The sequence below is a fragment of the Roseateles sp. GW821-FHT09G09 genome (assembly GCF_059415965.1).
Window position 1 is genome coordinate 106,214 of the sequence record NZ_JBWKOG010000008.1, and the last position, 24,206, is coordinate 130,419.

At 68.4% G+C, this 24,206-nt stretch carries 23 protein-coding genes and 1 tRNA gene; 11 read left to right on the forward strand and 13 right to left on the reverse strand.

Annotation, left to right across the window (positions count from 1 at the left end; genetic code table 11):
* Nucleotides 1-39: 39 nt before the first annotated feature.
* The 3 genes from AC07O8_RS21440 (at nt 40) to AC07O8_RS21450 (ending at nt 2,505) form a co-directional block, all read left to right on the forward strand.
* Complete coding sequence (locus AC07O8_RS21440) at nt 40-1,080, forward strand: response regulator (RefSeq protein WP_495049957.1); 1,041 nt, start codon at nt 40-42, stop codon at nt 1,078-1,080.
* A 71-nt stretch (nt 1,081-1,151) separates the two neighbouring features.
* Nucleotides 1,152-1,622: an Rrf2 family transcriptional regulator gene (locus AC07O8_RS21445; RefSeq protein ID WP_495049958.1), complete on the forward strand. Its 471-nt coding sequence runs from the start codon at nt 1,152-1,154 to the stop codon at nt 1,620-1,622.
* On the forward strand, nt 1,612-2,505 hold the full coding sequence (locus tag AC07O8_RS21450; protein ID WP_495049959.1) for an NAD(P)/FAD-dependent oxidoreductase: 894 nt from the start codon (nt 1,612-1,614) through the stop codon (nt 2,503-2,505). Before AC07O8_RS21445 ends, AC07O8_RS21450 begins: the two co-directional genes overlap by 11 nt.
* Before the next feature lie 84 nt (nt 2,506-2,589).
* Here AC07O8_RS21450 and secA read toward each other — a convergent pair whose 3' ends face one another.
* Nucleotides 2,590-5,349 (reverse strand): preprotein translocase subunit SecA, encoded by a 2,760-nt coding sequence (secA, locus tag AC07O8_RS21455; RefSeq protein WP_495049960.1) that lies wholly within the window; start codon nt 5,347-5,349, stop codon nt 2,590-2,592.
* Nucleotides 5,350-5,615: 266 nt separating this feature from the next.
* Between secA and AC07O8_RS21460 the strand changes: the two genes are divergently transcribed.
* Nucleotides 5,616-5,951 (forward strand): hypothetical protein, encoded by a 336-nt coding sequence (locus AC07O8_RS21460; protein WP_495049961.1) that lies wholly within the window; start codon nt 5,616-5,618, stop codon nt 5,949-5,951.
* Nucleotides 5,952-6,049: 98 nt separating this feature from the next.
* Here AC07O8_RS21460 and AC07O8_RS21465 read toward each other — a convergent pair whose 3' ends face one another.
* The 7 genes from AC07O8_RS21465 to petA all read right to left on the reverse strand — a co-directional run bounded on the left by AC07O8_RS21465 (nt 6,050) and on the right by petA (nt 11,425).
* Nucleotides 6,050-6,730 carry a DVUA0089 family protein gene (locus AC07O8_RS21465; protein WP_495049962.1) on the reverse strand — a complete coding sequence of 227 codons (681 nt, stop codon included), beginning with the start codon at nt 6,728-6,730 and terminating at the stop codon, nt 6,050-6,052.
* Between the two features lie 278 nt (nt 6,731-7,008).
* Nucleotides 7,009-7,084, reverse strand: a tRNA-Thr gene (locus tag AC07O8_RS21470).
* A gap of 130 nt (nt 7,085-7,214) precedes the next feature.
* A complete protein-coding gene (locus tag AC07O8_RS21475; RefSeq protein WP_495049963.1) occupies nt 7,215-7,787 on the reverse strand; it encodes a ClpXP protease specificity-enhancing factor in 573 nt (190 codons plus the stop codon).
* A 14-nt stretch (nt 7,788-7,801) separates the two neighbouring features.
* Nucleotides 7,802-8,419, reverse strand: a complete 618-nt coding sequence (locus AC07O8_RS21480) for a glutathione S-transferase N-terminal domain-containing protein (RefSeq protein WP_088382809.1) — start codon at nt 8,417-8,419, stop codon at nt 7,802-7,804.
* A gap of 167 nt (nt 8,420-8,586) precedes the next feature.
* Entirely contained in the window at nt 8,587-9,369 is a 783-nt protein-coding gene (locus AC07O8_RS21485) for a cytochrome c1 (RefSeq protein ID WP_495049964.1), read from the reverse strand.
* 26 nt (nt 9,370-9,395) lie between these two features.
* Entirely contained in the window at nt 9,396-10,796 is a 1,401-nt protein-coding gene (locus AC07O8_RS21490) for a cytochrome b (protein ID WP_495049965.1), read from the reverse strand.
* 32 nt (nt 10,797-10,828) lie between these two features.
* On the reverse strand, nt 10,829-11,425 hold the full coding sequence (petA, locus tag AC07O8_RS21495; protein ID WP_495049966.1) for a ubiquinol-cytochrome c reductase iron-sulfur subunit: 597 nt from the start codon (nt 11,423-11,425) through the stop codon (nt 10,829-10,831).
* 221 nt (nt 11,426-11,646) lie between these two features.
* On the opposite strand from petA, the gene mscL reads away from it, so the two are divergent.
* Nucleotides 11,647-12,090 (forward strand): large conductance mechanosensitive channel protein MscL, encoded by a 444-nt coding sequence (mscL, locus tag AC07O8_RS21500; RefSeq protein ID WP_495049967.1) that lies wholly within the window; start codon nt 11,647-11,649, stop codon nt 12,088-12,090.
* Nucleotides 12,091-12,207: 117 nt separating this feature from the next.
* Nucleotides 12,208-14,619: a DUF1631 family protein gene (locus tag AC07O8_RS21505; protein WP_495049968.1), complete on the forward strand. Its 2,412-nt coding sequence runs from the start codon at nt 12,208-12,210 to the stop codon at nt 14,617-14,619.
* 49 nt (nt 14,620-14,668) lie between these two features.
* On the opposite strand, the gene AC07O8_RS21510 is transcribed toward AC07O8_RS21505, so the two are convergent.
* From AC07O8_RS21510 to AC07O8_RS21520, 3 genes are all read right to left on the reverse strand, one after another.
* Entirely contained in the window at nt 14,669-15,325 is a 657-nt protein-coding gene (locus AC07O8_RS21510) for an energy transducer TonB (RefSeq protein WP_495049969.1), read from the reverse strand.
* A 138-nt stretch (nt 15,326-15,463) separates the two neighbouring features.
* Nucleotides 15,464-16,492: a 4-hydroxythreonine-4-phosphate dehydrogenase PdxA gene (gene pdxA / locus AC07O8_RS21515; RefSeq protein WP_495049970.1), complete on the reverse strand. Its 1,029-nt coding sequence runs from the start codon at nt 16,490-16,492 to the stop codon at nt 15,464-15,466.
* Nucleotides 16,489-17,241, reverse strand: a complete 753-nt coding sequence (locus tag AC07O8_RS21520; RefSeq protein WP_495049971.1) for a Nif3-like dinuclear metal center hexameric protein — start codon at nt 17,239-17,241, stop codon at nt 16,489-16,491. The genes pdxA and AC07O8_RS21520 overlap by 4 nt, the downstream gene beginning before the upstream one ends.
* 13 nt (nt 17,242-17,254) lie before the next feature.
* Here AC07O8_RS21520 and AC07O8_RS21525 point away from each other — a divergent pair, with 13 nt between their 5' ends.
* The 5 genes from AC07O8_RS21525 (at nt 17,255) to AC07O8_RS21545 (ending at nt 22,172) form a co-directional block, all read left to right on the forward strand.
* Nucleotides 17,255-18,415: a S1C family serine protease gene (locus AC07O8_RS21525; protein WP_495049972.1), complete on the forward strand. Its 1,161-nt coding sequence runs from the start codon at nt 17,255-17,257 to the stop codon at nt 18,413-18,415.
* 75 nt (nt 18,416-18,490) lie between these two features.
* Complete coding sequence (locus AC07O8_RS21530; RefSeq protein ID WP_495049973.1) at nt 18,491-19,240, forward strand: HesA/MoeB/ThiF family protein; 750 nt, start codon at nt 18,491-18,493, stop codon at nt 19,238-19,240.
* Nucleotides 19,241-19,360: 120 nt separating this feature from the next.
* Nucleotides 19,361-20,326, forward strand: coding sequence for an LOG family protein (locus AC07O8_RS21535; protein WP_495049974.1), 966 nt, complete (start codon nt 19,361-19,363; stop codon nt 20,324-20,326).
* Between the two features lie 43 nt (nt 20,327-20,369).
* Nucleotides 20,370-21,290: an arginase gene (gene rocF, locus AC07O8_RS21540; protein ID WP_495049975.1), complete on the forward strand. Its 921-nt coding sequence runs from the start codon at nt 20,370-20,372 to the stop codon at nt 21,288-21,290.
* A gap of 351 nt (nt 21,291-21,641) precedes the next feature.
* A complete protein-coding gene (locus AC07O8_RS21545) occupies nt 21,642-22,172 on the forward strand; it encodes a Csu type fimbrial protein (protein ID WP_495049976.1) in 531 nt (176 codons plus the stop codon).
* Nucleotides 22,173-22,305: 133 nt separating this feature from the next.
* On the opposite strand, the gene AC07O8_RS21550 is transcribed toward AC07O8_RS21545, so the two are convergent.
* Together AC07O8_RS21550 and AC07O8_RS21555 are read right to left on the reverse strand one after the other, a co-directional pair.
* Nucleotides 22,306-23,238 carry a ketopantoate reductase family protein gene (locus tag AC07O8_RS21550; protein ID WP_495049977.1) on the reverse strand — a complete coding sequence of 311 codons (933 nt, stop codon included), beginning with the start codon at nt 23,236-23,238 and terminating at the stop codon, nt 22,306-22,308.
* 63 nt (nt 23,239-23,301) lie between these two features.
* Nucleotides 23,302-24,180, reverse strand: a complete 879-nt coding sequence (locus tag AC07O8_RS21555) for a DUF429 domain-containing protein (RefSeq protein ID WP_495049978.1) — start codon at nt 24,178-24,180, stop codon at nt 23,302-23,304.
* Nucleotides 24,181-24,206: the final 26 nt, after the last annotated feature.

Sequence of the window (24,206 nt, forward strand, 5' to 3'; positions counted from 1 at the left end):
CCCGTGGATGTGTCCGGGACAGATGTTGGACGACCTGCGATGAACTCTCCGCTTCCCTCCGCCGTGGCCGCGCTGCTGGACCAGCAGCAAGGCGATCGTGTCTTGATGGTGGACGACGTGCCGGACAACCTGTCGCTGCTGCACGATGCGCTCGACGAGCACGGCTACGTCGTGCTCGCGGCGACCAGCGGCGAGGCCGCGCTCGCCTGCGTGCAGCAGGGCCGGCCCGACATCGTGCTGCTGGACGCGATGATGCCCGGCATGGACGGTTTCGAGGTCGCGCGGCGGCTGAAGGCCGATCCGTCGACGGCGCACATCCCGATCATCTTCATGACGGGGCTGACGGAGACCGAGCATCTGGTCGCCGCGCTGCAGGCCGGCGGTGTCGACTACGTGACCAAGCCGCTGGACCCCCGCGCGGTTTTGGCGCGCATGCAGGTCCACCTGCAAGGGGCGCGGCAGGCGCGGCAGACGCGCCAGGCGCTGGACGCCTTCGGCTACGCGAGCATCGCGGTGCGCGCGTCCTCGGGCCGGCTGCTGTGGCAGACGCCGCTGGCGCGCGAGCTGCTGCAGCTCTACTACGGCACGATCGCGCCGCAGACGCCGGCGCCGGTGCTGGCGTGGCTGCGCAAGACGCTCGATGAGATGGCGGCCCACACGCCCGCCGACGGCCTGCCGCCGCAGGAGCCGGCGCGGCTGTGCGCCGAACTGGGCGCACGGCGCCTGAGCTTCCGGTTGCACCACTGCATCGGCGGCGAGGACACGCCCGGCGTGGGCGTGGGCGTGGGCGCGGCCGCCGGCGGCGACTGGCTGATCGTGATGCGCGAGGTCTCGGACGTCGCGGTGATCCGCTCGCTGGGCTTGGCCTTCAGCCTGACGGCGCGCGAGGCGGAGGTGCTCTACTGGGTCGTGAAGGGCAAGATCAACCGTGACATCGGCGAGATCCTCGGCGCCAGCCCCGCGACGGTGAAGAAACACCTGGAGCGCATCCACGCCAAGCTCGGCGTGGAGACCCGCACCGCGGCCGCGTCGATGGCGCTCACGCGGGTGAGGGAGATGCATCCGCAGTGGGAGGTGTGAGGGTTTGGGTGGAGAGGGGGGCCCAAGCCCCTCATCGCGCATCGACAATTTCTTGCAACTCATAATGTTGCATGAAATCCAACAGCCAGCTGTCCGACGTCCTCCACGTGCTGCTGCACATGGCCGAGGGCGACGGCCCCGCCACGTCCGAATCGCTCGCCGCCGCGATGCAGACCCACCCCGTCGTCCTGCGCCGCCTGATGGGCGGCCTGCGCGAGGCGGGCTTCGTCGCCTCCGCGAAGGGTCACGGCGGCGGCTGGGTGCTGTCCTGCCCGCTCGATCGCCTCACCCTGCGCGACGTGCATGACGCACTCGGCAGCCCGTCGCTGGTGTCGCTCGGCTTCCGCGAGGAACACCCGGCGTGCCTCGTCGCCCGCGCCGTCAACGACGCGCTCGGCAACGCCGTGCAAGAGGCCGAAGCGGTCCTGCTGAAGCGGCTCGGCGCGGTGACGCTGGCCACGCTGGCCCGCGACTTCCATCAGCGCATGGGCGAACTCGGTCAGGCGCCTCATCGACTCGAGGAGCATCACCATGAAGATTGATTTCGCCGTCATCGGCGGCAGCTATGCTGGCATGGCCGCGGCCCTTCAACTGGCGCGCGCGCGTCGGCAGGTCCTCGTGGTCGACGCGGGGCAGCGACGCAATCAGTGCGTCGACGACCACGACGGCGAAGCGCACGGCTTCCTGACGCAGGACGGCCGCGCGCCCGGCGCGATCGCCGAGGAAGCCCGCCGTCAGTTGCGGCTCTATCCGACCGTGCAATGGATGGCCGGGCTTGCCGACGACGCCCGCGTGGCGCCGGACGGCCGGCTGGAGTTCCGCGTCGGCGACGTCGCGGTCAGCGCCGGGCGGCTGATCCTCGCCACCGGCGTCCGCGATGAACTGCCGCCCGTGCCCGGCCTCGCCGAGCGCTGGGGACGCAGCGTCTTCCATTGCCCGTACTGCCACGGCTACGAGCTGGACCAGGGACGGATCGGCATCGTCGCCGCGTCACCGCTGGCCCAGCACCACGCGAGGATGCTGCCCGACTGGGGCGTGCCGACGCTGTTCCTGAACGGCGCCTACGAGCCCAGCGCCGAGGATCTCGACGACTTCGCCCGCCGCGGCACGCGCGTCGAGCCGACGCCGATCGCCCGCATCGACGGCTTCGCCGACGTCGTGCTGCAGGACGGCCGGACGTTGACGATGGAGGGCCTCTTCACCCAGCCGCGCACGACGCCGTCCAGCACCATCGCCGCGCAACTCGGCTGCACGATGGAAGACGGACCGATGGGGCCTTTCGTCAAGGTCGGTCCGATGCAAGACACCAGCGTGCCGAACGTCTTCGCCTGCGGCGACGCGGCCCGCGCGGCCGGCAGCGTCACCCTCGCCGTGTCCGACGGCGCGATGGCCGGCCTCGGCGCGCATCGGTCGACGATGTTCTGAATCGGGACCGGTCGCGCCCCTGCGGGGCGCACAACGACAACGGCGCCCGCGAGGGGCGCCGTCCAGCTCAGGCGAAGCGACCGGTCAGGCCAGCTTGCCGTGGCAGCTCTTGAACTTCTTGCCGCTGCCGCAGGGGCACGGGTCGTTGCGTCCGACGTGGCCCCACTCGGCCGGCACGGCCTCGGTCCCGCCGGCGATCGGCGCGGCGTCCTGCGACACCGAGCCATCCTCGTTCGGATGCGTGTAGGTCACGTTGCCGACGTTCTCGGCGCGCTGCTCGATCGCGTCGGCGGCGGCCGTGGCCTCTTCCTGCGACTGGATGCGCACGTTCAGCAGCACGCGGGTCACTTCCAGCTTCACCGCGTCCAGCAGTTGCGAGAACAGCTCGAAGGCCTCGCGCTTGTATTCCTGCTTCGGATTCTTCTGGGCGTAGCCGCGCAGGTGAATGCCCTGGCGCAGGTAGTCCAGCGAGGCCAGATGCTCGCGCCAGTGCTGGTCGATGCTCTGCAGCAGGACCATGCGCATGAAGGGCGTGAACTGCTCCAGGCCGACGCGGTCCAGCTTGTCCTGGAAGGACGCGTCGCCCGCCTTCAGCACGGCGTCCAGCACGTCCTCGTCGGTCAGCGTCTCGCTCTTCCTGAGCATGTCGCCCAACGGGACCTCCAGCTTCCACTCGTCGCGCAGCACGCGCTCCAGCGCGGCCAGATCCCACTGCTCTTCCAGCGATTCCTCGGGCACGAAGCCGCGGACCACGTCCGTCAGCGTGCCCTTGCGCAGGTGGGTGATCTGGTCGAGCACCTCCTGCGCCTCGAGGATTTCGTTGCGCTGCTGGTAGATGACCTTGCGCTGGTCGTTCGACACGTCGTCGTACTCGAGCAGCTGCTTGCGGATGTCGAAGTTGCGGGCCTCGACCTTGCGCTGCGCGCTCTCGATCGAGCGCGTGACGATGCCCGCCTCGATCGCCTCGCCTTCGGGCATCTTGAGCCGGTCCATGATCGCGCGCACGCGGTCGCCGGCGAAGATGCGCATCAGTTGGTCGTCCAGCGACAGGTAGAAGCGCGACGAGCCCGGGTCGCCCTGGCGGCCCGAACGGCCGCGCAGCTGGTTGTCGATGCGGCGGCTCTCGTGACGTTCGGTCGAGATCACGCGCAGGCCGCCGGCGGCCTTCACCTGCTCGTGCAGCTTCTGCCATTCGGCCTTCAGCGCGGCGATCTTCGCGAGCTTGTCGGACTCGGACAGCGCCTCGTCGTTCTCGATGGCTTCGACGTCCTTCTCGATGCTGCCGCCCAGCACGATGTCGGTGCCGCGGCCGGCCATGTTGGTCGCGATCGTGATCACGCCCGGACGACCGGCCTGCGTGATGATGTCGGCCTCGCGGGCGTGCTGCTTGGCGTTCAGCACCTGGTGCGGCAACTTCGCCTTGGTCAGCAGCTCGGAGACCATCTCCGAATTCTCGATCGAGGTCGTACCCACCAGAACCGGCTGGCCGCGCTCGTGGCAGTCGCGGACGTCCTGCGTGACGGCGTCGTACTTCTCCTTGGTCGTCTTGTAGACCAGGTCCAGCTCGTCCTTGCGCACCGTCGGCCGGTTCGGCGGGATCACCACGGTCTCGAGGCCGTAGATCTCCTGGAACTCGTAGGCTTCGGTGTCGGCCGTGCCGGTCATGCCCGACAGCTTGCCGTACATGCGGAAGTAGTTCTGGAAGGTGACCGAGGCCAGCGTCTGGTTCTCCGCCTGGATCTGCACGCCTTCCTTGGCCTCGACGGCCTGGTGCAGGCCGTCGCTCCAGCGGCGGCCCGTCATCAGGCGGCCGGTGAACTCGTCGACGATGATGACTTCGCCGTTCTGCACGACGTAGTTGGTATCGCGGTGATACACGTGGTGGGCGCGCAGCGACGCGTACAGGTGGTGCATCAGCGTGATGTTGGCGGCGTCGTACAGCGACGCGCCCTCGGCCAGCAGGCCGGCCTGGCCCAGCAGGCGCTCGGCGTTCTCGTGACCTTCCTCGGTCAGGTAGATCTGGTGCGACTTCTCGTCGACGGTGAAGTCGCCCGGCTCGATCACGCCCTCGCCGGTGCGGGGATCCAGTTCACCGATCTGGCGCTTGAGCTGCGGCGAGACCGCGTTGATCGCCACGTACATCTGGGTGTGGTCTTCGGCCTGGCCGGAGATGATCAGCGGCGTGCGGGCCTCGTCGATCAGGATGGAGTCCACCTCGTCGACGATCGCGTAGGCCAGGCTGCGCTGCACGCGGTCGCGCACCTCGTAGACCATGTTGTCGCGCAGGTGGTCGAAGCCGTATTCGTTGTTGGTGCCGTAGGTGACGTCGGCGTTGTAGGCGGCCTGCTTCTCCTCGCGCCCCAGGCCGGAGTAGTTGATGCCCACGGTCAGGCCGAGGAAGCGGTACAGGCGACCCATCCACTCGGCGTCGCGACGGGCCAGGTAGTCGTTGACCGTCACGACGTGCACGCCCTTGCCGGTCAGCGCGTTGAGGTAGACCGGCAGCGTCGCCATCAGCGTCTTGCCTTCGCCGGTGCGCATTTCAGCGATCTTGCCGGCGTTCAGGACCATGCCGCCGATCAGCTGCACGTCGAAGTGGCGCATCTTGAGGACGCGCTTGCTGCCCTCGCGGCAGACGGCGAACGCCTCGGGCAGGATGTCGTCGACGGTCTCGCCATTGGCGATGCGCTGCTTGAACTCCTCGGTCTTCGCGCGCAACTGCTCGTCGCTCAGGCCCTCGAACTGCGGTTCCAACGCGTTGATGCGCTCGACGTCCTTGCGATAGGTCTTGAGCAGGCGCTCGTTGCGACTGCCGAAAATCTGGGTCAAAAGCTTGGGCAACATGCGGCTTTTTGAAGTTCTGTGGAGGGCCCGGTCGACCGGGCCTGAACGCCCGGCGGACCGCCTCGTGGGCGGCCTGGTGAGGGCAGCGCCGCGCGACCGGTGCACATGAGGCCGGGGGCCTCGGGTTGCAAGCGTCTGCGCGGAGAAAAACCGGCGGAGTTTAGCACCCGCCCCCCGGTAGCCCGGGGCGGCGCAGCCTGTGCCGGACCGGCGGCGGACTCCGGCCGACGCCGGGTTTCCGAGCGGCAGGACTACACTGCCGCCCCATGGCCACCCGCTATCTGCCCCCTCGCGCCAAGCCCGACGCGCCCGACCCGCTGGACTTCGGCCGGGCCATGTCGCAGCACGGCGTGCTGGCCCGGCTGGGGCAACAGCTGGCGCTGTCGCAACGTCATCTGGCGGCGGTGAGCGTCGCGCTGCCGGGCGCGATGAAGCGCTTCGTCCAGGCCGGCACGCTCGATGACCAGGGGTGGACGCTGGTGGCCGACAACGCCGCCATCGCCGCCAAGCTGCGGCACCTGCAGCCAACCCTGCTGCGCCTGCTGCGCGAGGAAGGCCTGCTGCTCGAGGGCGAGCTGCGGATCCGTGTCAGGCAGTCCTGACGCGCCCGCCGGCCCGACGCCGACTCCACCAGGTCCACCAGGTCCACCAGGAAAAAAGGGACCGCCGCGGCGGTCCCTTTCGCTTGTCCCTGTGGGGGTCAGTCCTTGCGGCGCAGGCGGCGCGCGCCGCCCAGCCCGGCCAGCGCGATCGCGGCCAGGGCCAGCGTCGCCGGTTCCGGCACATCGTTCTGCTGGGCGCCTTCGACGTTCAGGATGTCGAAGGCCCACAGCGCGTTGCGCTCACGGCCGCCGGCATCGCAGAACACGCCGTTGGCGCACTTGCCGTTCAGGAAGTTGGGGTTGCCGTCGTAGGTGAAGCCGTTGGACAGGTTGGGGCCGAGCGCGAAGTTGTCGAACTGCATGACCGCGACCGTGTAGACGCCGGCGCCCAGCGTCAGGTCCAGGCAGGTGTCCCAGCGCTGACCGCCCGCGGGATCGGGGTTCACCGCACTGCCGCCGCAGGTGCCGGGCGTGCTGCTGACGGCATCGTCGTTCTGGCCGACCAGGACGCCGCTGGCATTGAACAACGCCAGGATCGGGTCGAAGCCGCCGGCCGCGACGACGTTGCCGTTGGACTGCGTGCCGCCCGCGTAGCTGTAGGTGATCAGGCGGACCGCCGACGAGCCGTTTGCCGTGAAGGTGAAGGTCTGGACGTCGTTGGCCTGCGCGAAGCTGCCGGCGAACGAGAAGTTGGTCGGTGCCGCGTGGGCGACGGCGGAGAGGCCGAGGGCGGCGACGGCGGCCAGGGCGGCGACACCGCGACGGAACAAGCTGTGCATGAGGTTTCCCGTGAAAGCCGGCGTGTGGAGGTGAACCGGCGGGTTGGACACGGGGGCGGCCAGAGCAAACCCTATGCCACAACTGATTCCTCTTTGAAATCAATCACGTACAGATGGTTACGTGAGCGAAGTCACACAAGTGTCAAGCCGGGCGACACCGCCTTTTGGGGGTGTCCGGCTCCAATCCGCACGCCAGGGATGGGGACAGAAAGACCGAAGCCCCGGCTCGTCGGTGACGAAACGGGGCTTCGGAACAGGCTGGGCGCCTGCGTGTTCGATGGTGCCGGCTATCGGATTCGAACTGATGACCTACCGCTTACAAGGCGGTTGCTCTACCAACTGAGCTAAGCCGGCACAAGGAAAACTGAGCACCGCAGAAGCTGCGGCGCGGGCTGCATTCTAGACGCAGCTTCGAGGGGTCCGCAGCGAAAAACCGCCCTTCCCCCGCAACACTTGCCCCCGCATCTGGACGGGGTTCAAACGATCACTTGATGCGCTTGAGCGCCGGGCGACCGCCCGACGGACCCGCGCCCGGATCGTCGTCCTCCGGCGGCGTCGTCGGCGTCGTCGTCGTGGCCGCAGGGGCGACCGGCTCCGGCTTGGGCTCGGCCTGCGGCGCACCGCCGCCACTGTTGCCGCCGCCACCGTTCGCATCCGACGCCAGGCGCAATCCTCGCGGCGCGCTCGGCGCCGGCTGGCGCGTGGCGGCGTCTTCCGGACTCGGCGGCGGGAAGGCCATGCCCTGGCCGTTCTCGCGCGCGTAGATCGCGACCACGTGATCGACCGGCACGATGATCTCGCGCGCCACGCCACCGAACCGGGCCTTGAACTGGATCAGTTCATTGCCCAGGTCCAGATTGCTGGTCGCATCGAAACCGACGTTGAGCACGATCTCGTTGTTGCTCACGTACTCCATCGGCACCTGGACCGTGCGATCCACGTGCACCGCGACATAGGGCGTGAACCCGTTGTCCGTGCACCACTCGTGCAGGGCGCGGATCAGGTACGGCCGCGTCGAGCTGGCGGCGAGACCGCCGCCGTCCTTGCTGTCATCCATGGGGAGGCAGTGTATTACTTGCGCATCACCTTCTCGGACGGCGTCAGCGCCTCGATGTAGGCCGGACGCGAGAAGATCCGCTCCGCGTACTTCAGCAGCGGCACGGCGTTCTTCGACATGTCGATGCCGTAATAGTCCAGGCGCCACAGCAGCGGCGCGATCGCGACGTCCAGCATCGAGAAGTCGTCGCCCAGCATGTACTTGTTCTTCAGGAAGATCGGCGCCAGCTGCGTCAGGCGGTCGCGGATCTGCGAACGCGCTTTCTCCAGCTGCTTCTCGGTCGGCTTGACGGCCTGGCCGCGGTTCTCCAGCACGTTGACGTGGGCGAACAGTTCCTTCTCGAAGTTGAACAGGAACAGGCGCACGCGGGCACGGGCCACCGGGTCGCCGGGCATCAGCTGCGGATGCGGGAAGCGCTCGTCGATGTACTCGTTGATGATGTGCGACTCGTACAGGATGAGGTCGCGTTCGACGAGGATGGGCACCTCGTTGTACGGGTTCATCAGCGCGATGTCTTCGGGCTTGGCGAACAGGTCGACGTCACGGATCTCGAAGTCCATGCCCTTCTCGAACAGCACGAACCGGCAACGGTGCGAGTAGGGGCAAGTGGTTCCGGAATAAAGCACCATCATGGCAGTGGACTCCTGATCGAAGCCTCTCGGCTTCATCGATTTCTACAAACAACACAGTTCAACGCCGGCGCGGTCAAAAGACCGAACAGACAAACGACAACGCAGTGGGGGCCTGTTCGGCGCCCCACTGCGCTTGAGGACCCGGCCCTCGGCCGAGTCATCGGTTCTTACTTGATGTCCTTCCAGAAGGAGGCATTCAAGCGCCAGGCGAACACGGTGAACCCCAGCAGGAACAGCACCACGACGATGCCGAGCCGGAAACGCGTCCCTTGCGCCGGTTCGCCCATCCATTGGAGATAGGCGACCAGGTCGGCAACGGACTCGTCGTACTGCTGCGGCGTCATCGTCCCGGGCGTCACCTGTACGAAGTCCTTGAAGACATGCGTGACCTTGTTCGGGTCATGCGGGTCTTTTTCTTCCTCGAACCTGGCGGTGCGGACGCCCTGGAGCTCCCACAGCACATGCGGCATGGCCACGCTGGGGAAAGCGAGATTATTCCATCCCGTGGCCTTGGTTTCGTCCCGGTAGTATTTTCTCAGGTAGGTATAGAGGTAATCCGCCCCTGTTCCCTTGGCGCCGTCGGCCCGTGAACGAGCGATCACGGTGAGGTCCGGCGGCAGTGCGCCGAACCATTCCTTCGCCTGTTTCGGGTCCAGCGAGACCTTCATCGTCTCGCCCACCTTGTCTCCGGCGAACAGCAGGTTGCCCTTGATCTGCTCGTCGGTCAGGCCGATGTCCTTCAGCCGGTTGTAGCGCATGAAACTCGCGCTGTGACAGTTCAGGCAGTAGTTGACGAAGATCTTGGCGCCGTGCTGCAGCGCGGCCAGATCGTTCATCTTGGACGTCGGGAAACGGTCCCACTCGATGCCGCCCTCAGACGCGAGCGCCGTCGACGTCAGGCCCGCGCCCAGGCACAGCGACGTCAGCAGCGTGGCGATGATTTTCTTCATTCGTTCGACTCCGTGACGTTGGCGGTTCAGTGCGGGTGAAACGTGACGCGATCGGGCACCGGCTTGAACTGGCCGGCCCTGCTCCACCACGGCATCAGCAGGAAGAAGCCGAAGTAGTACAGCGTGCCCACCTGCGACACGATCGTTCCCGCATCCGACGGCGGCTTGACGCCCAGGTAGCCCAGCACCAGGAAGAGCAGCACGAAGATCCCGTACAGGTACTTGTGCCAGTCGGGCCGGTAGCGGATCGACTTGACCGGGCTGTGATCCAGCCAGGGCAGGAAGAACAGGATGATGACCGCGCCGCCCATGACGACGACACCCCAGAACTTCGCGTCGAAGGTCAGCAGCAGCGCGATGCCGACGACCGCGCCCACCACCACGATGCCCTTGCCCAGCGTCGACAGCCCGCCGCGCAGCAGCGTGATGACCGCCGACAGCGCGATCACGCCGCACAGCACCTGGACCATGACGTCGGTGGTGGCGCGCAGCATTGAATAGAACGGCGTGAAATACCAGACCGGCGCGATGTGCGGCGGCGTCTTCAGCGGGTCGGCCGGGATGAAGTTGTTGTACTCCAGGAAGTAGCCGCCCAGTTCCGGCGCGAAGAAGATCACCGCCGAGAAGGCCATCAGGAACAGGCCGACGCCGAAGATGTCGTGCACCGTGTAGTACGGGTGGAAGGGGATGCCGTCCAGCGGATGGCCGTCGGCCCCCTTCTTCGCCTTGATCTCCACGCCGTCCGGGTTGTTGGATCCCACCTCGTGCAGCGCGATGATGTGCGCGACGACCAGGCCCAGCAGCACCAGCGGCACCGCGATCACGTGGAAGCTGAAGAAGCGGTTCAGCGTCGCGTCCCCGACCACGTAGTCGCCGCGGATCAGCAGCGCCAGGTCGTTGCCGACGAAGGGCACCGCGGCGAACAGGTTCACGATCACCTGCGCGCCCCAGTAGGACATCTGTCCCCATGGCAGCAGGTAGCCCATGAAGGCCTCGGCCATCAAGCACAGGAAGATCGCGCAGCCGAAGATCCACACCAACTCGCGCGGCTTGCGGTACGAGCCGTACAGCAGCCCGCGGAACATGTGCAGGTAGACGACGACGAAGAACGCCGACGCGCCCGTCGAGTGCATGTAGCGGATCAGCCATCCCCAGGGGACGTCCCGCATGATGTATTCGACCGACGCGAACGCGAGCGTCGAGTCCGGCTTGTAGTGCATCACCAGGAAGATCCCGGTGACGATCTGGATCACCAGCACCAGCAGCGCCAGAGAGCCGAAGATGTACCACCAGTTGAAGTTCTTCGGAGCGTAGTACTCCGACATGTGCTCCTTGTAGAGCTTGGACGCGGGGAACCGGTTGTCCACCCAGGTCATGAGCTTGACGCCCAAGGGGGCTCCGGCGGGTGCTTCCTTGAATTCAGCCATGTGTAGTCTGCCTCGGTCCTGTTCCTGGGAAGTTAGGCCTTCTTGTCTTCACCGATGATGAGACGGGTGTCCGACAGGAACGCGTAGGGCGGCACCTCGAGGTTGTCGGGCGCGGGCTTGTTCTTGAAGACGCGGCCGGCCATGTCGAAGGTCGATCCGTGGCAGGGGCAGAGGAAGCCGCCATGCCAGTTGTCCGGCAGCGACGGCTGCGGCCCCGACTGGAACTTGTCGCTGGGCGAGCAGCCGAGATGGCTGCAGATGCCCACGACGACCAGGTACTCCTTCTTGCGCGAACGCCATTCGTTCTTGGCGTAGTCGGGGATCGGGAAGGCCTTGCGGTCGGACTGCGGGTCGGCCAGTTCCGGATCGTTGCCCTTGAGCGCGTCGAGCTGCTCCTGGGTCCGGCGGACGATCCACACCGGCTTGCCGCGCCATTCGACGGTCAGCTTCTGACCGGGCGCGAGGCCGCCGATGTCCACCTCGACGGCGGCACCGGCCGCCTTGGCGCGCTCGCTCGGCGCGAAGGTACTGACGAACGGGACGGCGGTGGCCACGCCGCCTACTGCTCCCGCGCAACCGGTCGCAATCAGCCAGGTGCGCTTGCCTTGGTCCACTTGTGGGTCACTCATGAGGGTCCTTACAGGGAACTTCTGATCAGGGGCAACCAAAGATTCTAGGTAAGAAACTTGCGGCGCGCCCCTAGGCGCTCTACCGATGTGCATCGGTGCACCACGTTGACATTTGTCGTGATGCAAACGCCGTTAGGATGCTTGCCCGGAGGCGGAGGGCGACCCCGGGAAAGCGATTGGTAGTGGACGCCTTCGCACACGCGAAGCACAAGGAGCAAGCGATGGGTTTTTTGACCGAATTCCGTGAGTTCGCCGTCAAGGGCAACGTGATGGACCTCGCCGTGGGCGTGATCATCGGCGCAGCCTTCGGCAAGATCGTCGACTCGGTGGTCAAGGACCTGATCATGCCGATCGTCGGCAGGGCGGTGGGGGGGCTGGACTTCAGCAGCTACTTCATCATGCTGTCGGACCCGCCGGCCAACTACGCCGGCCCGATGACCTACGAGGCCCTGACCAAGGCGGGCGTGCCGCTCTTCGCCTACGGCAACTTCCTGACGGTGCTGTTGAACTTCATCATCCTGGCCTTCATCATCTTCATCATGGTGAAGCAGGTGAACCGCCTCAAGCGCGACACCCCCGCCACCCCGGCGGAGCCCGCCGCGACGCCGGAAGACATCCAGCTGCTGCGCGAGATCCGCGACGCGCTGAGGCGTGACAAAGCGTAAAGCTCCTCTCATTCGTCACCTTTTGCGCACAAGCCGGGTCAGCCCCACCCGGACGGGGGATGGCCATCGCCGATACTTGGCGTGTGGTGCGGTCACCACAACGTGCTCGATGCCTCGATGAACCGTCTGAACCCCCACGTCGACGCTGCGCTCCAACGCGTACGCCTCGCGGCGGAACAAGCCGCGGAACGCGGCGCTGAAGGTCTCGGTCTCGCCGCCCTGTCCTCTGGACAGGCCAAGCGGCGGGACGCGCTGCTGTCTGCGCAATTCATTTTCCGCAAGCATCAGGCGCTGTTCTCGCAGCGCTTCGACCAGGCCATGCGCCAGCAGGCGGCCGAAGCGCCGGGCGCCGGCTCCGCCACGCCCGGCCCGGCACGTGCCGGGTCCAAGGCGACGCAGTGGGACGAGCTGTCCCTGATGGACGACGACCAGGTCAACACCCTGGTCGCCACGGATCGCATCGGCCTGGCGCTGGGTCATCAGAGCGAGTGGGAACTGCGCGAGGTCAATTCCTACATGGGCGACATCCCCGGCGTGGACGAGGACCGTCACCCGCTGCGCCCGCAGGCCATCGCCCAGGCGCTGCTCGAAGCCGTGAACGCGGTCACCGACGACCCGGACACGCGCCAGGTCCTGACCGACGAACTCACCCGGGCGCTGTCGCTGGAGATGCGCGCCTGCTACGCCGACGTCGCCGGCCTGTTCCGCAGCCGCGGCCTGCGTCCGCAGGACCTGCGCGTGCGAGGGGTCTCCGGCGCGACGCGGGGTCAGTCCTTGCATGGCGGCACGACCTCGGGCGTGCCCTTGCACGACAGCCGCTACGCGACGCTGCCGGGCGCGCTCCACCCGGCCGTCCATGGCAGCCGCGCTGGCGGGCTGCACAGCGTGGCCGGCGGTTTCCATGGCGCCGGCCCGGAAGGGTATGCGACGACCGGCGGCGGCGCCGGCGGGGGCATGGGCTGGTCCGTCGATCCGCAGCTGATGGACCTGATGCGTCGGCTGGCGATGAGCCCCACGCTCGTCGGTCCCGCGACCGGCGGCGGTCCGCTGCCCGTGAACAGCCAGTGGCAAGGTTGGGACGGCGATCCCGGCAGTCATGTCGACGGCGGTCCGATCGTCCTGCCGCCCAACCTGATCCACCTGCACCGCGACGAACTGCGGCAGGCGGCCAGCGGCTCGCTCGATCACATGGTGATCGACGTGGTGGCCGGCCTGTTCGACCAGATCCTGTCCGACGCCAAGCTGCCGCCGCTGATGGCGCAGCAGATCGCGCGCCTGCAGCTGCCGGTGTTGCGCGCGGCGCTGGGCGACCGCTCCTTCTTCTCCTCGCGCCGGCATCCGGTGCGGCGGCTGGTCAATCGCATCGCGACATTGGCCGCGGCCTACGACGATTTCACCGACGAGCCCGGCAAGTCCTTCCTCGCCCTGGTCCGCGACCTGATCCAGGACGTGGTCAGCGGCGACTTCGACCGCATGGAGCTGTACGAGTCCAAACTCGGCCAGCTCGAGCATTTCATCCAGGACCAGACGGCCCAGACGCTGAAGTCGCAAGGCGACACCGCCGCGCTGCTGGAACGCAAGGAAACCGAGCTTCGCCTGCAGCGCCGCTACATGCAGCAGCTGCAGCAGGCGATGGCCAGCGTGGACATGCGCGACTTCCTGCGCGACTTCCTCACGCAGACCTGGAGCGAGGTGCTGGTGCACGCCTCGCGCCATCCGGACCTGGACGCGGCGCTGGTCGAGCGGCTGCGCAACATGGGCCGCGACCTCGTGCTGTCGGTCCAGCCTAAGACGACGCCGCAGCAGCGCCAGGGCTTCCTCGCCTCGCTGCCGGTGCTGATGCGCACCCTCAACGAGGGCCTGGACCTGATCCGCTGGCCCGAGCCCGAGCGCAAGAAGTTCTTCGCCGAACTGCTGCCCGCGCACGCCGAGTCGTTGAAGGGCCAGGCCCTGAGCCCGCTCGAATACAACCTGCTGGCCAAGCAGCTGGAATCGGTCTTCGGCCTGGCGCCCCCGCGCGAGCAGGACCTCCCGGGACCCGGCGCCGCGCCGCTGGACCTGGACCTGAGCGAGAAGCTCTCCGACGAGGAAGCCCAGCGGCTCGGCCTCATGGAGGACGAGCACGTCGACTGGGACGGCCATGTCGACATCGACCTGGACCTGGGCGCCGACGAACATCAGCCGCTGCAGGCAGTGGACATCAGCATCGACGGCCTGCCCGCCGCAGAGGAAGCCCCGTCACCGCCGTCCGGCGAGTTGCTGATCGATCACCTCCAGATCGGCACCGCCTACCGGATGCATCGCGACGGCGACTGGATCAAGGTCCGGCTGGCCCACATCAGCGGCACGCGCAGCTTCTTCATCTTCACCCACGGGACGAAGCATCAGGAGACGCTGACGATGACCTCGCGCATGCTGCACAAGCTGTGCGAGGCGGGGCGCTTGCGGGCGTTCGAACACGCCCACCTGCTGGAGCGCGCCACGGCGCGGGCGCGGCAGCAACTGGCCGCGCTGGGCGCCAAGCACTGAGCGGCCCCGGCACCGCGACCGGTGGCGGGCCCGACGTCGGCGCCTGGACTTACAGCTTGCGCGGCTCGCGGAAATCGACCGGCAGGTCGTCGCTGGTCTTCATGCGCATCAGCACGACGTATTCACCCTCGACGGGCTTGCCGTTCACTTCCTGCGGCTTGAAGCGCCACTGCTCCATCGAGGCGCGCCCATAGCGCCGCAACGACTCGGGCATGCCCGCCGGCATCTCGACGTTCATCTGCATGCAGGTGCCGTCGATACCCACCCGGCAGATCATCTTGAACTCGCCTTCCCAGCCGGCCCTCGACGCGGCGTCCTTGGGATAGGACGCGTAGGCGACCTTCGTCGGGATGGGCACGATCCGCATGGAGCTGATCGCGACCGTCGACTTCGCCTTGTCGACGGTGAGGTAGAGCTCGACGCCGGTGCGGAAGGTGGCGGCTTTCCCGTCCTCCTGACGCGCCGGGATCTTCGCCTTCTGCAGCCGGGCGATCATCTGCTGCCAGAAGGCTGGCGTCTGCGACGCTTCGTCGATCGGCGTGACCTCCTTGGCCTGCCCGTTCTCGTCGAACAGCACGTCGAAACTGACGTTCAGCGGCTGCTGCACCTCTTGCGCCGACGCGGCGCCCATGACCCCGAACTGCAGCGCGCCCGCCAGCGCCAGCGCCGCCAGCCGGCCCGGCCGCATCGTCTGTCCTGCTTCCATCTCGAACTCCCCGAATTGATGTGATGCCGAGGATTATCGGCAAGGCCCCGGCGGGAATCCATCGTGCGAATTCCCCATCACGGGGGATGCCTGGCCGGACGGTCCGACTGCCAGATGGACGGTCAGGCCCGCGGCGGTTCAGGTCGACATCGTCCGGGCCATGCGAATCGCCGCCGCCATGCTCGACGGATCGGCACGCCCCGTCCCGGCAATGTCGAACGCGGTGCCGTGATCGGGACTGGTGCGCACCAGCGGCAGGCCCAGCGTCACGTTGACGCCCTCCTCCACGCCCAGGTACTTCACCGGGATCAGGCCCTGGTCGTGCGTCATCGCGACGACGGCGTCGAACTCGCCCGGATGCTTCGGCGGCGCGTGGCGCGCCCGCATGAATACCGTGTCCGGCGCGAACGGGCCGCTCGCATCGATGCCGAGGCTGCGGGCCTGCGCGATCGCCGGCGCGATGTGCTCCATCTCCTCGCTGCCGAACAGTCCGCCTTCTCCCGCATGCGGGTTCAGGCCCGCCACCGCGATGCGCGGCGCGGCGATGCCGGCGCGGCGGAGCGCCGCGTCGGCGATGCGGATCGTCTGCAGCACGCGCCCGGTGGTGATCTGGTCGACCGCCTGGCGCAGCGCGACATGGATCGTCACCAGCACGACCCGGAGTTCCTCGTTGGCTAGCATCATGCGCACCGGCGGCAACCGGCCGTCCGGATCCGCGCACAGCGCCTGCAAGAGCTCCGTATGGCCCGGATGATCGATGCCGCCGGCATGCAGGGCTTCCTTGTGGATAGGCGCCGTCACCAGCGCGCGGGATCGCCCCGCCAGTTGCGCCTGCGTGGCGGCGACGATGCAGCGCGCCGCCGCGGCCCCTGCCTGCGCACTCACGCGGCCCACCGGCTGCGCGAGCAGATCCTGCGGCAGCCCCGCCGGCTGCCACAGGGGCAACGCGTCGGGCGGCGCCGGATCGTCGGCGTGTTCCAGCACCGCCACCGGCAGGCGCAAGCCCATGCAATCCAGCGCGCGCCGGAAGACGCCGACATCGCCGACGAGCCGCAGGTCCGCCCCGCGATCCTGCGCCCAGGCGGCGACGGCGATCTCGGGGCCGATGCCGCAGGCATCGCCCATCGTCAGCAGCACGGGGCGGGAACTCTCGAGGGGGGCGCTCATGCGGGATTGGGGATGTCGATGAACCGGCACTGCAGGCCCAGCTGCTCGGCCACCTGGCGACCCAGGGCCTGCACGCCGTAGCGTTCCGTGGCGTGATGGCCGGCGGCGATGAAGGCCACGCCCGTCTCGGCCGCGTAATGCGCCTGAGGTTCGGAGATCTCGCCGGTGATGAACACGTCCGCGCCGGCGGCGATGGCCGCCTCGAAATAGCCCTGGGCGCCGCCGGTGCACCAGGCGACACGCCTGAGCGGACGGCCGTCGCCGGCGGCCATGACGGTCGCCCGGCCCAGCCGCTGCCCGACGTGCTCGCCCAGCGCCTCCAGCGACTCGAACGCCGCCGGCAGCGCGCCGATGCAGCCCAGGTCCTGCTCGCCGAAGCGGCCTTCGGCCGCCCATCCCAGGTGTTTCGCCAGTTGCGCGTTGTTGCCGAGTTCCGGGTGTGCATCCAGCGGCAGGTGGTAGGCGAACAGGTTGATCTCGTTCGTCAGCAGCCGCGACAGGCGCTGCTTCATCCAGCCCGTCACGCGACCGTCCTGGCCGCGCCAGAACAGCCCGTGGTGGACCAGGATCGCGTCGGCCCCGGCCTCGATGGCGGCGTCGATCAGCGCGAGGCTCGCGGTGACCCCGCACACCAGTTGCCGGATCTGGTCGCGGCCCTCGACCTGAAGGCCGTTCGGCCCATAATCCTTGAAGCGCGTGGGCTCCAGCGTGGCGGCGAGCAGCCGCTCCAGCTCCGTGCGATGTGCCATGACAGGATCTCTCTTGCGTCAAACCTGGCTGATTTTCTCCCAGGCCACCACGGTGGCGCTGGCCGGCTACTTCGTCGTGGCCACGCTCAAGCCCGAATGGCTGCACGAGGCCCCCAAGGTCGTGCCCACGCTGCCCGCCGCGGCCGGCGCTCCGCCGCGCGCGTCGGTGCAGTTCAGCTTCGCGGCGGCGGCCCAGGCGGCGTCGCCGGCGGTCGTCGCGGTGCTGGCCAACAAGCCCGCGCCCAGCCAGCGCGAGATCGACGCCGACCCCTGGCTGCGCTTCCACTTCGGCAAGCGCCCCCAGCAGCAGCGGCCGCAGACCGGCCTGGGATCGGGCGTGATCGTCTCGCCCGAAGGCTACGTGCTGACCAACAACCATGTCGTCGCCGGTGCGACCGAGATCCGCGTGCAGCTCGCCGACGGCCGCGACACGCCGGCACGCCTGGTCGGCACCGATCCGGAGACCGACCTGGCCGTCCTGCGCATCACGCTGCCGCCGCCGCTGCCGGTGATCCATCCGGGCAAGGCCGGCGAGCTGCAGGTCGGCGACGTGGTGCTGGCCATCGGCAATCCCTTCAACGTCGGCCAGACGGTCACCTCCGGCATCATCAGCGCGCTGGGCCGCACCCAGCTCGGCCTGAGCACCTTCGAGAACTTCATCCAGACCGACGCCGCCATCAACCCCGGCAACTCCGGCGGCGCGCTCGTCGACGTGCAGGGGCGGCTGGTCGGCATCAACACGGCGATCTATTCGCGCACCGGCGGCGGCAGCCTGGGCATCGGCTTCGCGATTCCCGTGGACTCCGCCTACCAGGTCCTGGAAGCGCTGGTGAAGGACGGCAAGGTCTCGCGCGGCTGGCTGGGCGTGATCACCGGCGACGTCAACCCGGAGGTCGTCGACACGCTCAAGCTGTCGGTCGACCACGGCGTGCTGGTCAAGGAAGTCTTCAAGGCCAGCCCCGCGGCGAAGGCCGGGCTGGAAGCGGGCGATGTCGTCACCGAGGTGGCCGGTCAGGCCGTGCGCTCGCCGCGCGAGCTCGTCAACGTCGTCGCGGCGCTGAAGCCGGACAGCCAGACGCTGATCGGCGTGCAGCGCGGCAAGGAGTCGCTGAAGCTGCCGCTGCAGGTCGGTCTGAGACAACCGCAGACCACCGACGACGCCGTGCCGGAGTGAGGCGCGACGACTGCCGATCCGCCGCCGAACCCTTGCCGCATCACCGCTGACCGCCGAGACCGCCCTTCCCGCCCCATGGACGACGATCAACTCCTGCGCTACTCGCGCCACATCCTGTTGGACGACATCGGCGTCGAGGGCCAGCAACGCCTGCTGGACGCGCACGTGCTGGTGATCGGTGCCGGCGGCCTGGGGTCGCCCGCGGCGCTGTTCCTGGGCACGGCCGGCGTCGGCCGGATCACGCTGGTCGACCACGACCGCGTCGACGTGACGAATCTCCAGCGCCAGATCGCCCACAGCCTCGCTCGCGTCGACCAGCCCAAGGCCGAATCGGCCGCCGCCGGCATCGCCGCCATCAACCCGGAGCCCCGCGTGCACGCGGTCACCCGGCGCGCCGACGCGGCGCTGCTCGACGAGCTCGTGGCGCAGGCCGACGTCGTGCTGGACTGCACCGACAACTTCCCGACGCGCCACCTCGTCAACGCCGCGTGCGTGAAACACGGCAAGCCGCTGGTTTCCGGCGCGGCGCTGGGCTTCGACGCGCAGTTGAGCGTCTACGACACCCGCAGCCGGACCTTCCCCTGCTACGCCTGCCTGTTCCCCGCCGACCAGCCGCCCGAGGAGCAGCGTTGCGCGGTGATGGGCGTGTTCGCGCCGCTGGTCGGGATCATCGGCAGCATGCAGGCGGCCGAGGCCCTGAAGCTGCTCGCAGGCATGGGCTCGACGCTGCCGGGTCGGCTGCTGATGCTGGACGCGCGCCGCATGGAATGGACCGACCTGAAGGTCGCTCGCGACCCGCGCTGCCCGTGCTGTGGCACGGACTGACCCCGTCGAGGCGATCGAGGGCGACCTCGCGCAACAAACCACCACCCGGCGTCGTGCATGGCGCCGGCGAACGAACGGAAATTAAGTGCCAACGCCCGTAATCTCTCGGGCCATCGAATCATGATCAGAAGCGACAAACTCACCGCCCGCAACTTCCCCTCCGCGCAGGAGGAGGTCGAACAGCAGGCCTCTTTCGAAACGACCTTCGACGCGAATCCGCCCGCCGCCTACCAGCTCGCGTTCACCGACACGGACTTCCTGGTCCGGCCGGAATTGCGCCCGGTGCGCATGCAGCTCGAATTGCTGAAACCGGAGCTGATCCAGCAGGAGCTGAACATCCAGTCGACGGTGGTGATCTTCGGCAGTGCGCGCATCGCCGATAGCGAGTCGGCGCAGGCGGCCGTCGACGCCGCCCGCGCCGCCAAGGACGAGGCCGCCGTGCAGCGCGCCGAGCGTCGCCTGCTGATGAGCGGCTACTACGAGGAAGCGCGCAAGTTCGCCCGGCTGGTCACCGAGACGACCAAGGACTTCGCGCATCCGCTGTACGTCGTCACCGGCGGCGGCCCCGGCATCATGGAAGCGGGCAACCGCGGCGCGCACGAGGCGGGCGGCCGCAGCATCGGACTGAACATCGTCCTGCCGCACGAGCAGCGCCCGAACCAGTACATCACGCCGGAGCTCTGCTTCCGCTTCCACTACTTCGGGCTGCGCAAGATGCACTTCCTGATGCGCTCGGTGGCGCTGGCGGCCTTCCCGGGCGGCTACGGCACGCTCGACGAGCTCTTCGAGACGCTGACCCTGATCCAGACCGGCAAGTGCCGCCGGCGTCCGATCCTGCTGTTCGGACGCGACTTCTGGTCGCGCCTGATCGACTTCGAGCTGCTGATCGACACCGGCATGATCAGCCCGGGCGACGAGCAGCTCTTCCATTACGTTGAAACCGCCGACGAGGCCTGGGGCCTGCTGATGAAGGAATACGACATCGGCGGCGCCACGAACGGCACCAACGGCACCAATGGCACCAACGGTGTGAACGGCACCAATGGCCACGACGGGACCTCCGCGGTCCCGGCCGACGGCACCTGATCCGGCCCGTTGGGGCCTTCCAGCAAGCAAGAGAGGTTCGACCATGACCGCAGCACGACACGTGAGCCTGATCGGCGCCCCCACCGACGTGGGGGCCGGCGCCCGGGGCGCCAGCATGGGACCGGAGGCCCTGCGGGTCGCCGGACTCGCCGAAGCGCTGCGGGCGCACGGCGTCGAGGTCAAGGACTGCGGCAACCTCGTCGGCCCGTCCAACCCCTGGCTGCCGCCGACCGAGGGCTACCGCCACCTCGACGAGGTGACGGCCTGGAACCAGGCCGTGCACGACGCAGTCTACGCGGAGCTCAACGCCGGGCGGATGTCCGTCCTGCTCGGCGGCGACCACTGCCTGGGCCTGGGATCGATCGCCGCGGTCGCCCACCACTGCCGCGACACTGGCAAGAAGCTGCGCGTGCTGTGGCTGGACGCGCATGCCGACTTCAACACCAGCAAGCTCACGCCCAGCGGCAACATCCACGGCATGCCGGTCGCATGCCTGTGCGGCTACGGCCCACAGGAACTGATCGAGATCGGCGGCAAGGTCCCGGCGATCGATCCGAAATGGATCCGCCAGATCGGCATCCGCAGCGTCGACGAGGGCGAGAAGCGCTTCGTCCACGAGGTCGGCCTCGAGGTCTTCGACATGCGCTACATCGACGAGATGGGCATGCGCCACACGATGGAGCTGGCGCTGGCCACGCTGGACGCCAACACCCACCTGCACGTGAGCTTCGACGTCGACTTCCTCGATCCCGACGTCGCCCCCGGCGTCGGCACCACGATTCCCGGCGGTCCCACCTACCGCGAAGCGCAGCTCTGCATGGAAATGATCGCGGACACGGGCCGGCTGGGCTCGCTGGACATCATGGAGCTCAACCCGGCGCTCGATGTCCGCAACAAGACGGCGCTGGTGGCGGTGGACCTGGTGGAGTCGCTGTTCGGCAAGTCGACGTTGATGCGCAAGTGATGCGCAAGTGATGCGCAAGTGACGCGTGGTGGATGCGCGGTTGATGCGCGGTTGATGCGCGGGTGAGGTCGGCAGGGCCCGCGCAGAATGGGACTTCCGTCACACCCGCGTCGTTGGATCACTTTCCGACAGCGCTGGTGACGTTACCAATCAGAGTTGGGCGCACTCTTCCCCATTTGGGGGGCACTCTCTAGGCCGATGGGCACGATCCGTGAAGTGGCTCACGGAGTGAAACTGACAAAATCGTGTCCAATTGATACCCAGGGAAGGCAAAGAGGCCCGACGTCGGAGCGCATCGCGCCGATGTCATTGCAGCCCGCCGATACCCCCGATGCACGAAAGAACCCCACCATGCTGTCACGCCAGTTGTCTTCAGTTCTCTCGCGGACGTTGGCCGTCGCCGCGGCCATCGTGGGCTCCATCGCCGCCAGCCAAGCCGCCACGCCGTCGACCAGCTCGGGCACCTTCCAGGTCGGCGCCACCATCCTGGTCGCCTGCAACGTCACCGGCAGCACGCTGACCTTCGGCGGCTCGATCGATCCGCTGCAGACGCCCGGCCCGGTGGACGCCTCGACCGCGCTCAACGTCACCTGCACGAAGACCACGCCCTACAGCGTCGCGCTGAGCGCCGGCGCCAATGCGGGCAACGCCTCGGCCTTCAGCGCGCGCGCGATGAAGAGCGGCAACAACAGCCTGCCGTATCAGCTGTACCTCGATGCCGGCCGCACCCAGGTCTGGGGCGACGGCAACAGCAGCGGCGTGTACGCCGGCACCGGCACCGGCAGCCAGCAGCAGTTGACCGTCTACGGCCGCCTGCCGTCGCTCAACGGCATCGTGCCGGGCAACTACGCCGACACGGTCACGCTGACCATCACCTACTGAGCCGCGGCCTCGCGCCACGCTCCCCCTCGAAGCCGGGCCCGTCCCGGCTTTTTCACGCCTGTCGGGCACGGTCCGGGCGAGGTCCGGTCGCAGTCCCGGCGCTGACAGGGCGCGGTCCCGGCCCGGTCCCGGCTCAGTCCCGGCTGAGTTCGGCGAGCCGCACCAGCGTGTGCAGCACGCGATTCGCAGGCGTGGGCACGCCCAGCGCGTCACCGCGGCGCACCAGGAAGCCGTTCAGGTGATCGATCTCCGTGCGCTTGCCGCGGCTCATGTCCTGCGCGGTCGAGGAGAACTGCCCCGGCATCGTCTCGGCGATCTTGCGCACCGCCTGACGGACGTCGCCCACCAGCGTGACGCCGTCCGCCGCGGCCACCGCGAGGCCCTCGTCGACGAGCTGGTCCATCACCGTCCAGACGCCCTCCCCCTTCACCAGCTCGCCGTAGGACTGCTGCGCCAGCGCGGACAGCGCGTTGTAGGCGCAGTTGATCAGCAGCTTGGACCAGAGCGCGCCGCGCACGTTGTCCGACACCTCGGTCGGCACGCCCGCCGCGATCAGGGCCTGCGCGATGCGCCCGGCACCGGACGCGGGCTCGATGACCAGCTCCCCGCGTCCGTGATGCTTCACGTGACCGGGACCCGCCATCTCGGTGGCGACGTAGACCACCGCCGCCGACACCGGCTGCGGCACCGTCTCGCGCAGCCGCTCGGCGTTGTCGACGCCGTTCTGCATCGACAGCAGCAGCGTGTCCGCAGCGAGGTAAGGCGCCAGCGCCTGCGCGGCGGACACCGTGTCGGTGGACTTCACGCAGAACAGCACGACCTGCGCGCCGCGCGCCGCAGCGGGCTCGGTGTCGGCGCGCAGGCGGACCTGCTCGTCGAACATCCGCGTCTCCATGCGCAGGCCGTGGTCGCGGATCGCTGCCACGTGGCCGGCACGGCCGATCAGCGTCACGTCGTGGCCGGCGCGGGCCAGCATGCCGCCGAAGAAGCAGCCCACGGCGCCGGCGCCCATCACGGCGACCTGCAGCGGCGTCTGCGCAGCGGGGGTGTCATCGATTCGGGTCATGGCGTCCTCCTCACGGTCGGAAATTCGGGAAGTTGAAACAGGGACAAGGCGCGGAGCGGATCGTCAGGCGCAGACGATCCATCCCTCCAGCGGATCCATCCCGACGGGCAGCCCGTAGTCCGGCCGCGCGTCGGCCCAGGCCGCCTGCATCAGGCACAGCACGGCATCGAGCTTGTCGCCGCTGCCGTCGTCGGCCAGTTCGTCCCGCTGCGCATGGCTGAGCTTCAGGCGCAGGCCCAGACGGCTGCGGCCCTGCTCCAGCGCCTCGATCATGTCCTTGCGGGCGATCAGCCGCTCCGGCGTCTGCCTGGCGCGGTCGTCGCTCTTGTAGCTGCGCGTGCCGATCAACTCGCGCGCCAGCAGCCCCGGATAGGCCTCGAGCGCCACGCGCGCGGCGTCCCCGGCATGCAGTCCGGGCAGATGCACGCCGGCCCGCAGCAGGCGCGGCACGCCCGCGTGCAGCATGTAGGCGACGGGCGGATTGACCCACTTCATGCTCGGCGACGAGCCCGCCGGGCCATCGCAGGCCCGGTGCGCGAATTTGCCGCCGACCGGACGCGCGTCGCAGAACGCGGCGAAGGTGTCCCGGATCTCGGCGCGCGACAAGCCTGCGTAGTGCGCGATCAGCGGCGCCCAGTCGGTCGGCCAGCCGAGGGTCTCGACCAGCTCGCGCGGCAATCCGAACGGCAGGTCGAAGCCGCCCAGCCAAGGGCCCGGCGCCGCGAGCCAGGCTTCGAAGGCCTCCAGCGTCGCGATCGCCACCTGGCGTTCCAGCTTCAGGACGCTCCCTTGCCGACGACCGAAGGCCAACCGGATCGGCTTGCGGGTCGACGGCGCGCTGGTGAAGTCGACGCCCACCAGCGCGCGGTCGACCGGGATCGCCACCGGAGGCGGTTCGACGGTGCGGCCGGACGCGGCCGGCGCTTTCGAGACTTTTGGCATGCCTGCGACTGTATCCATCGTCCACT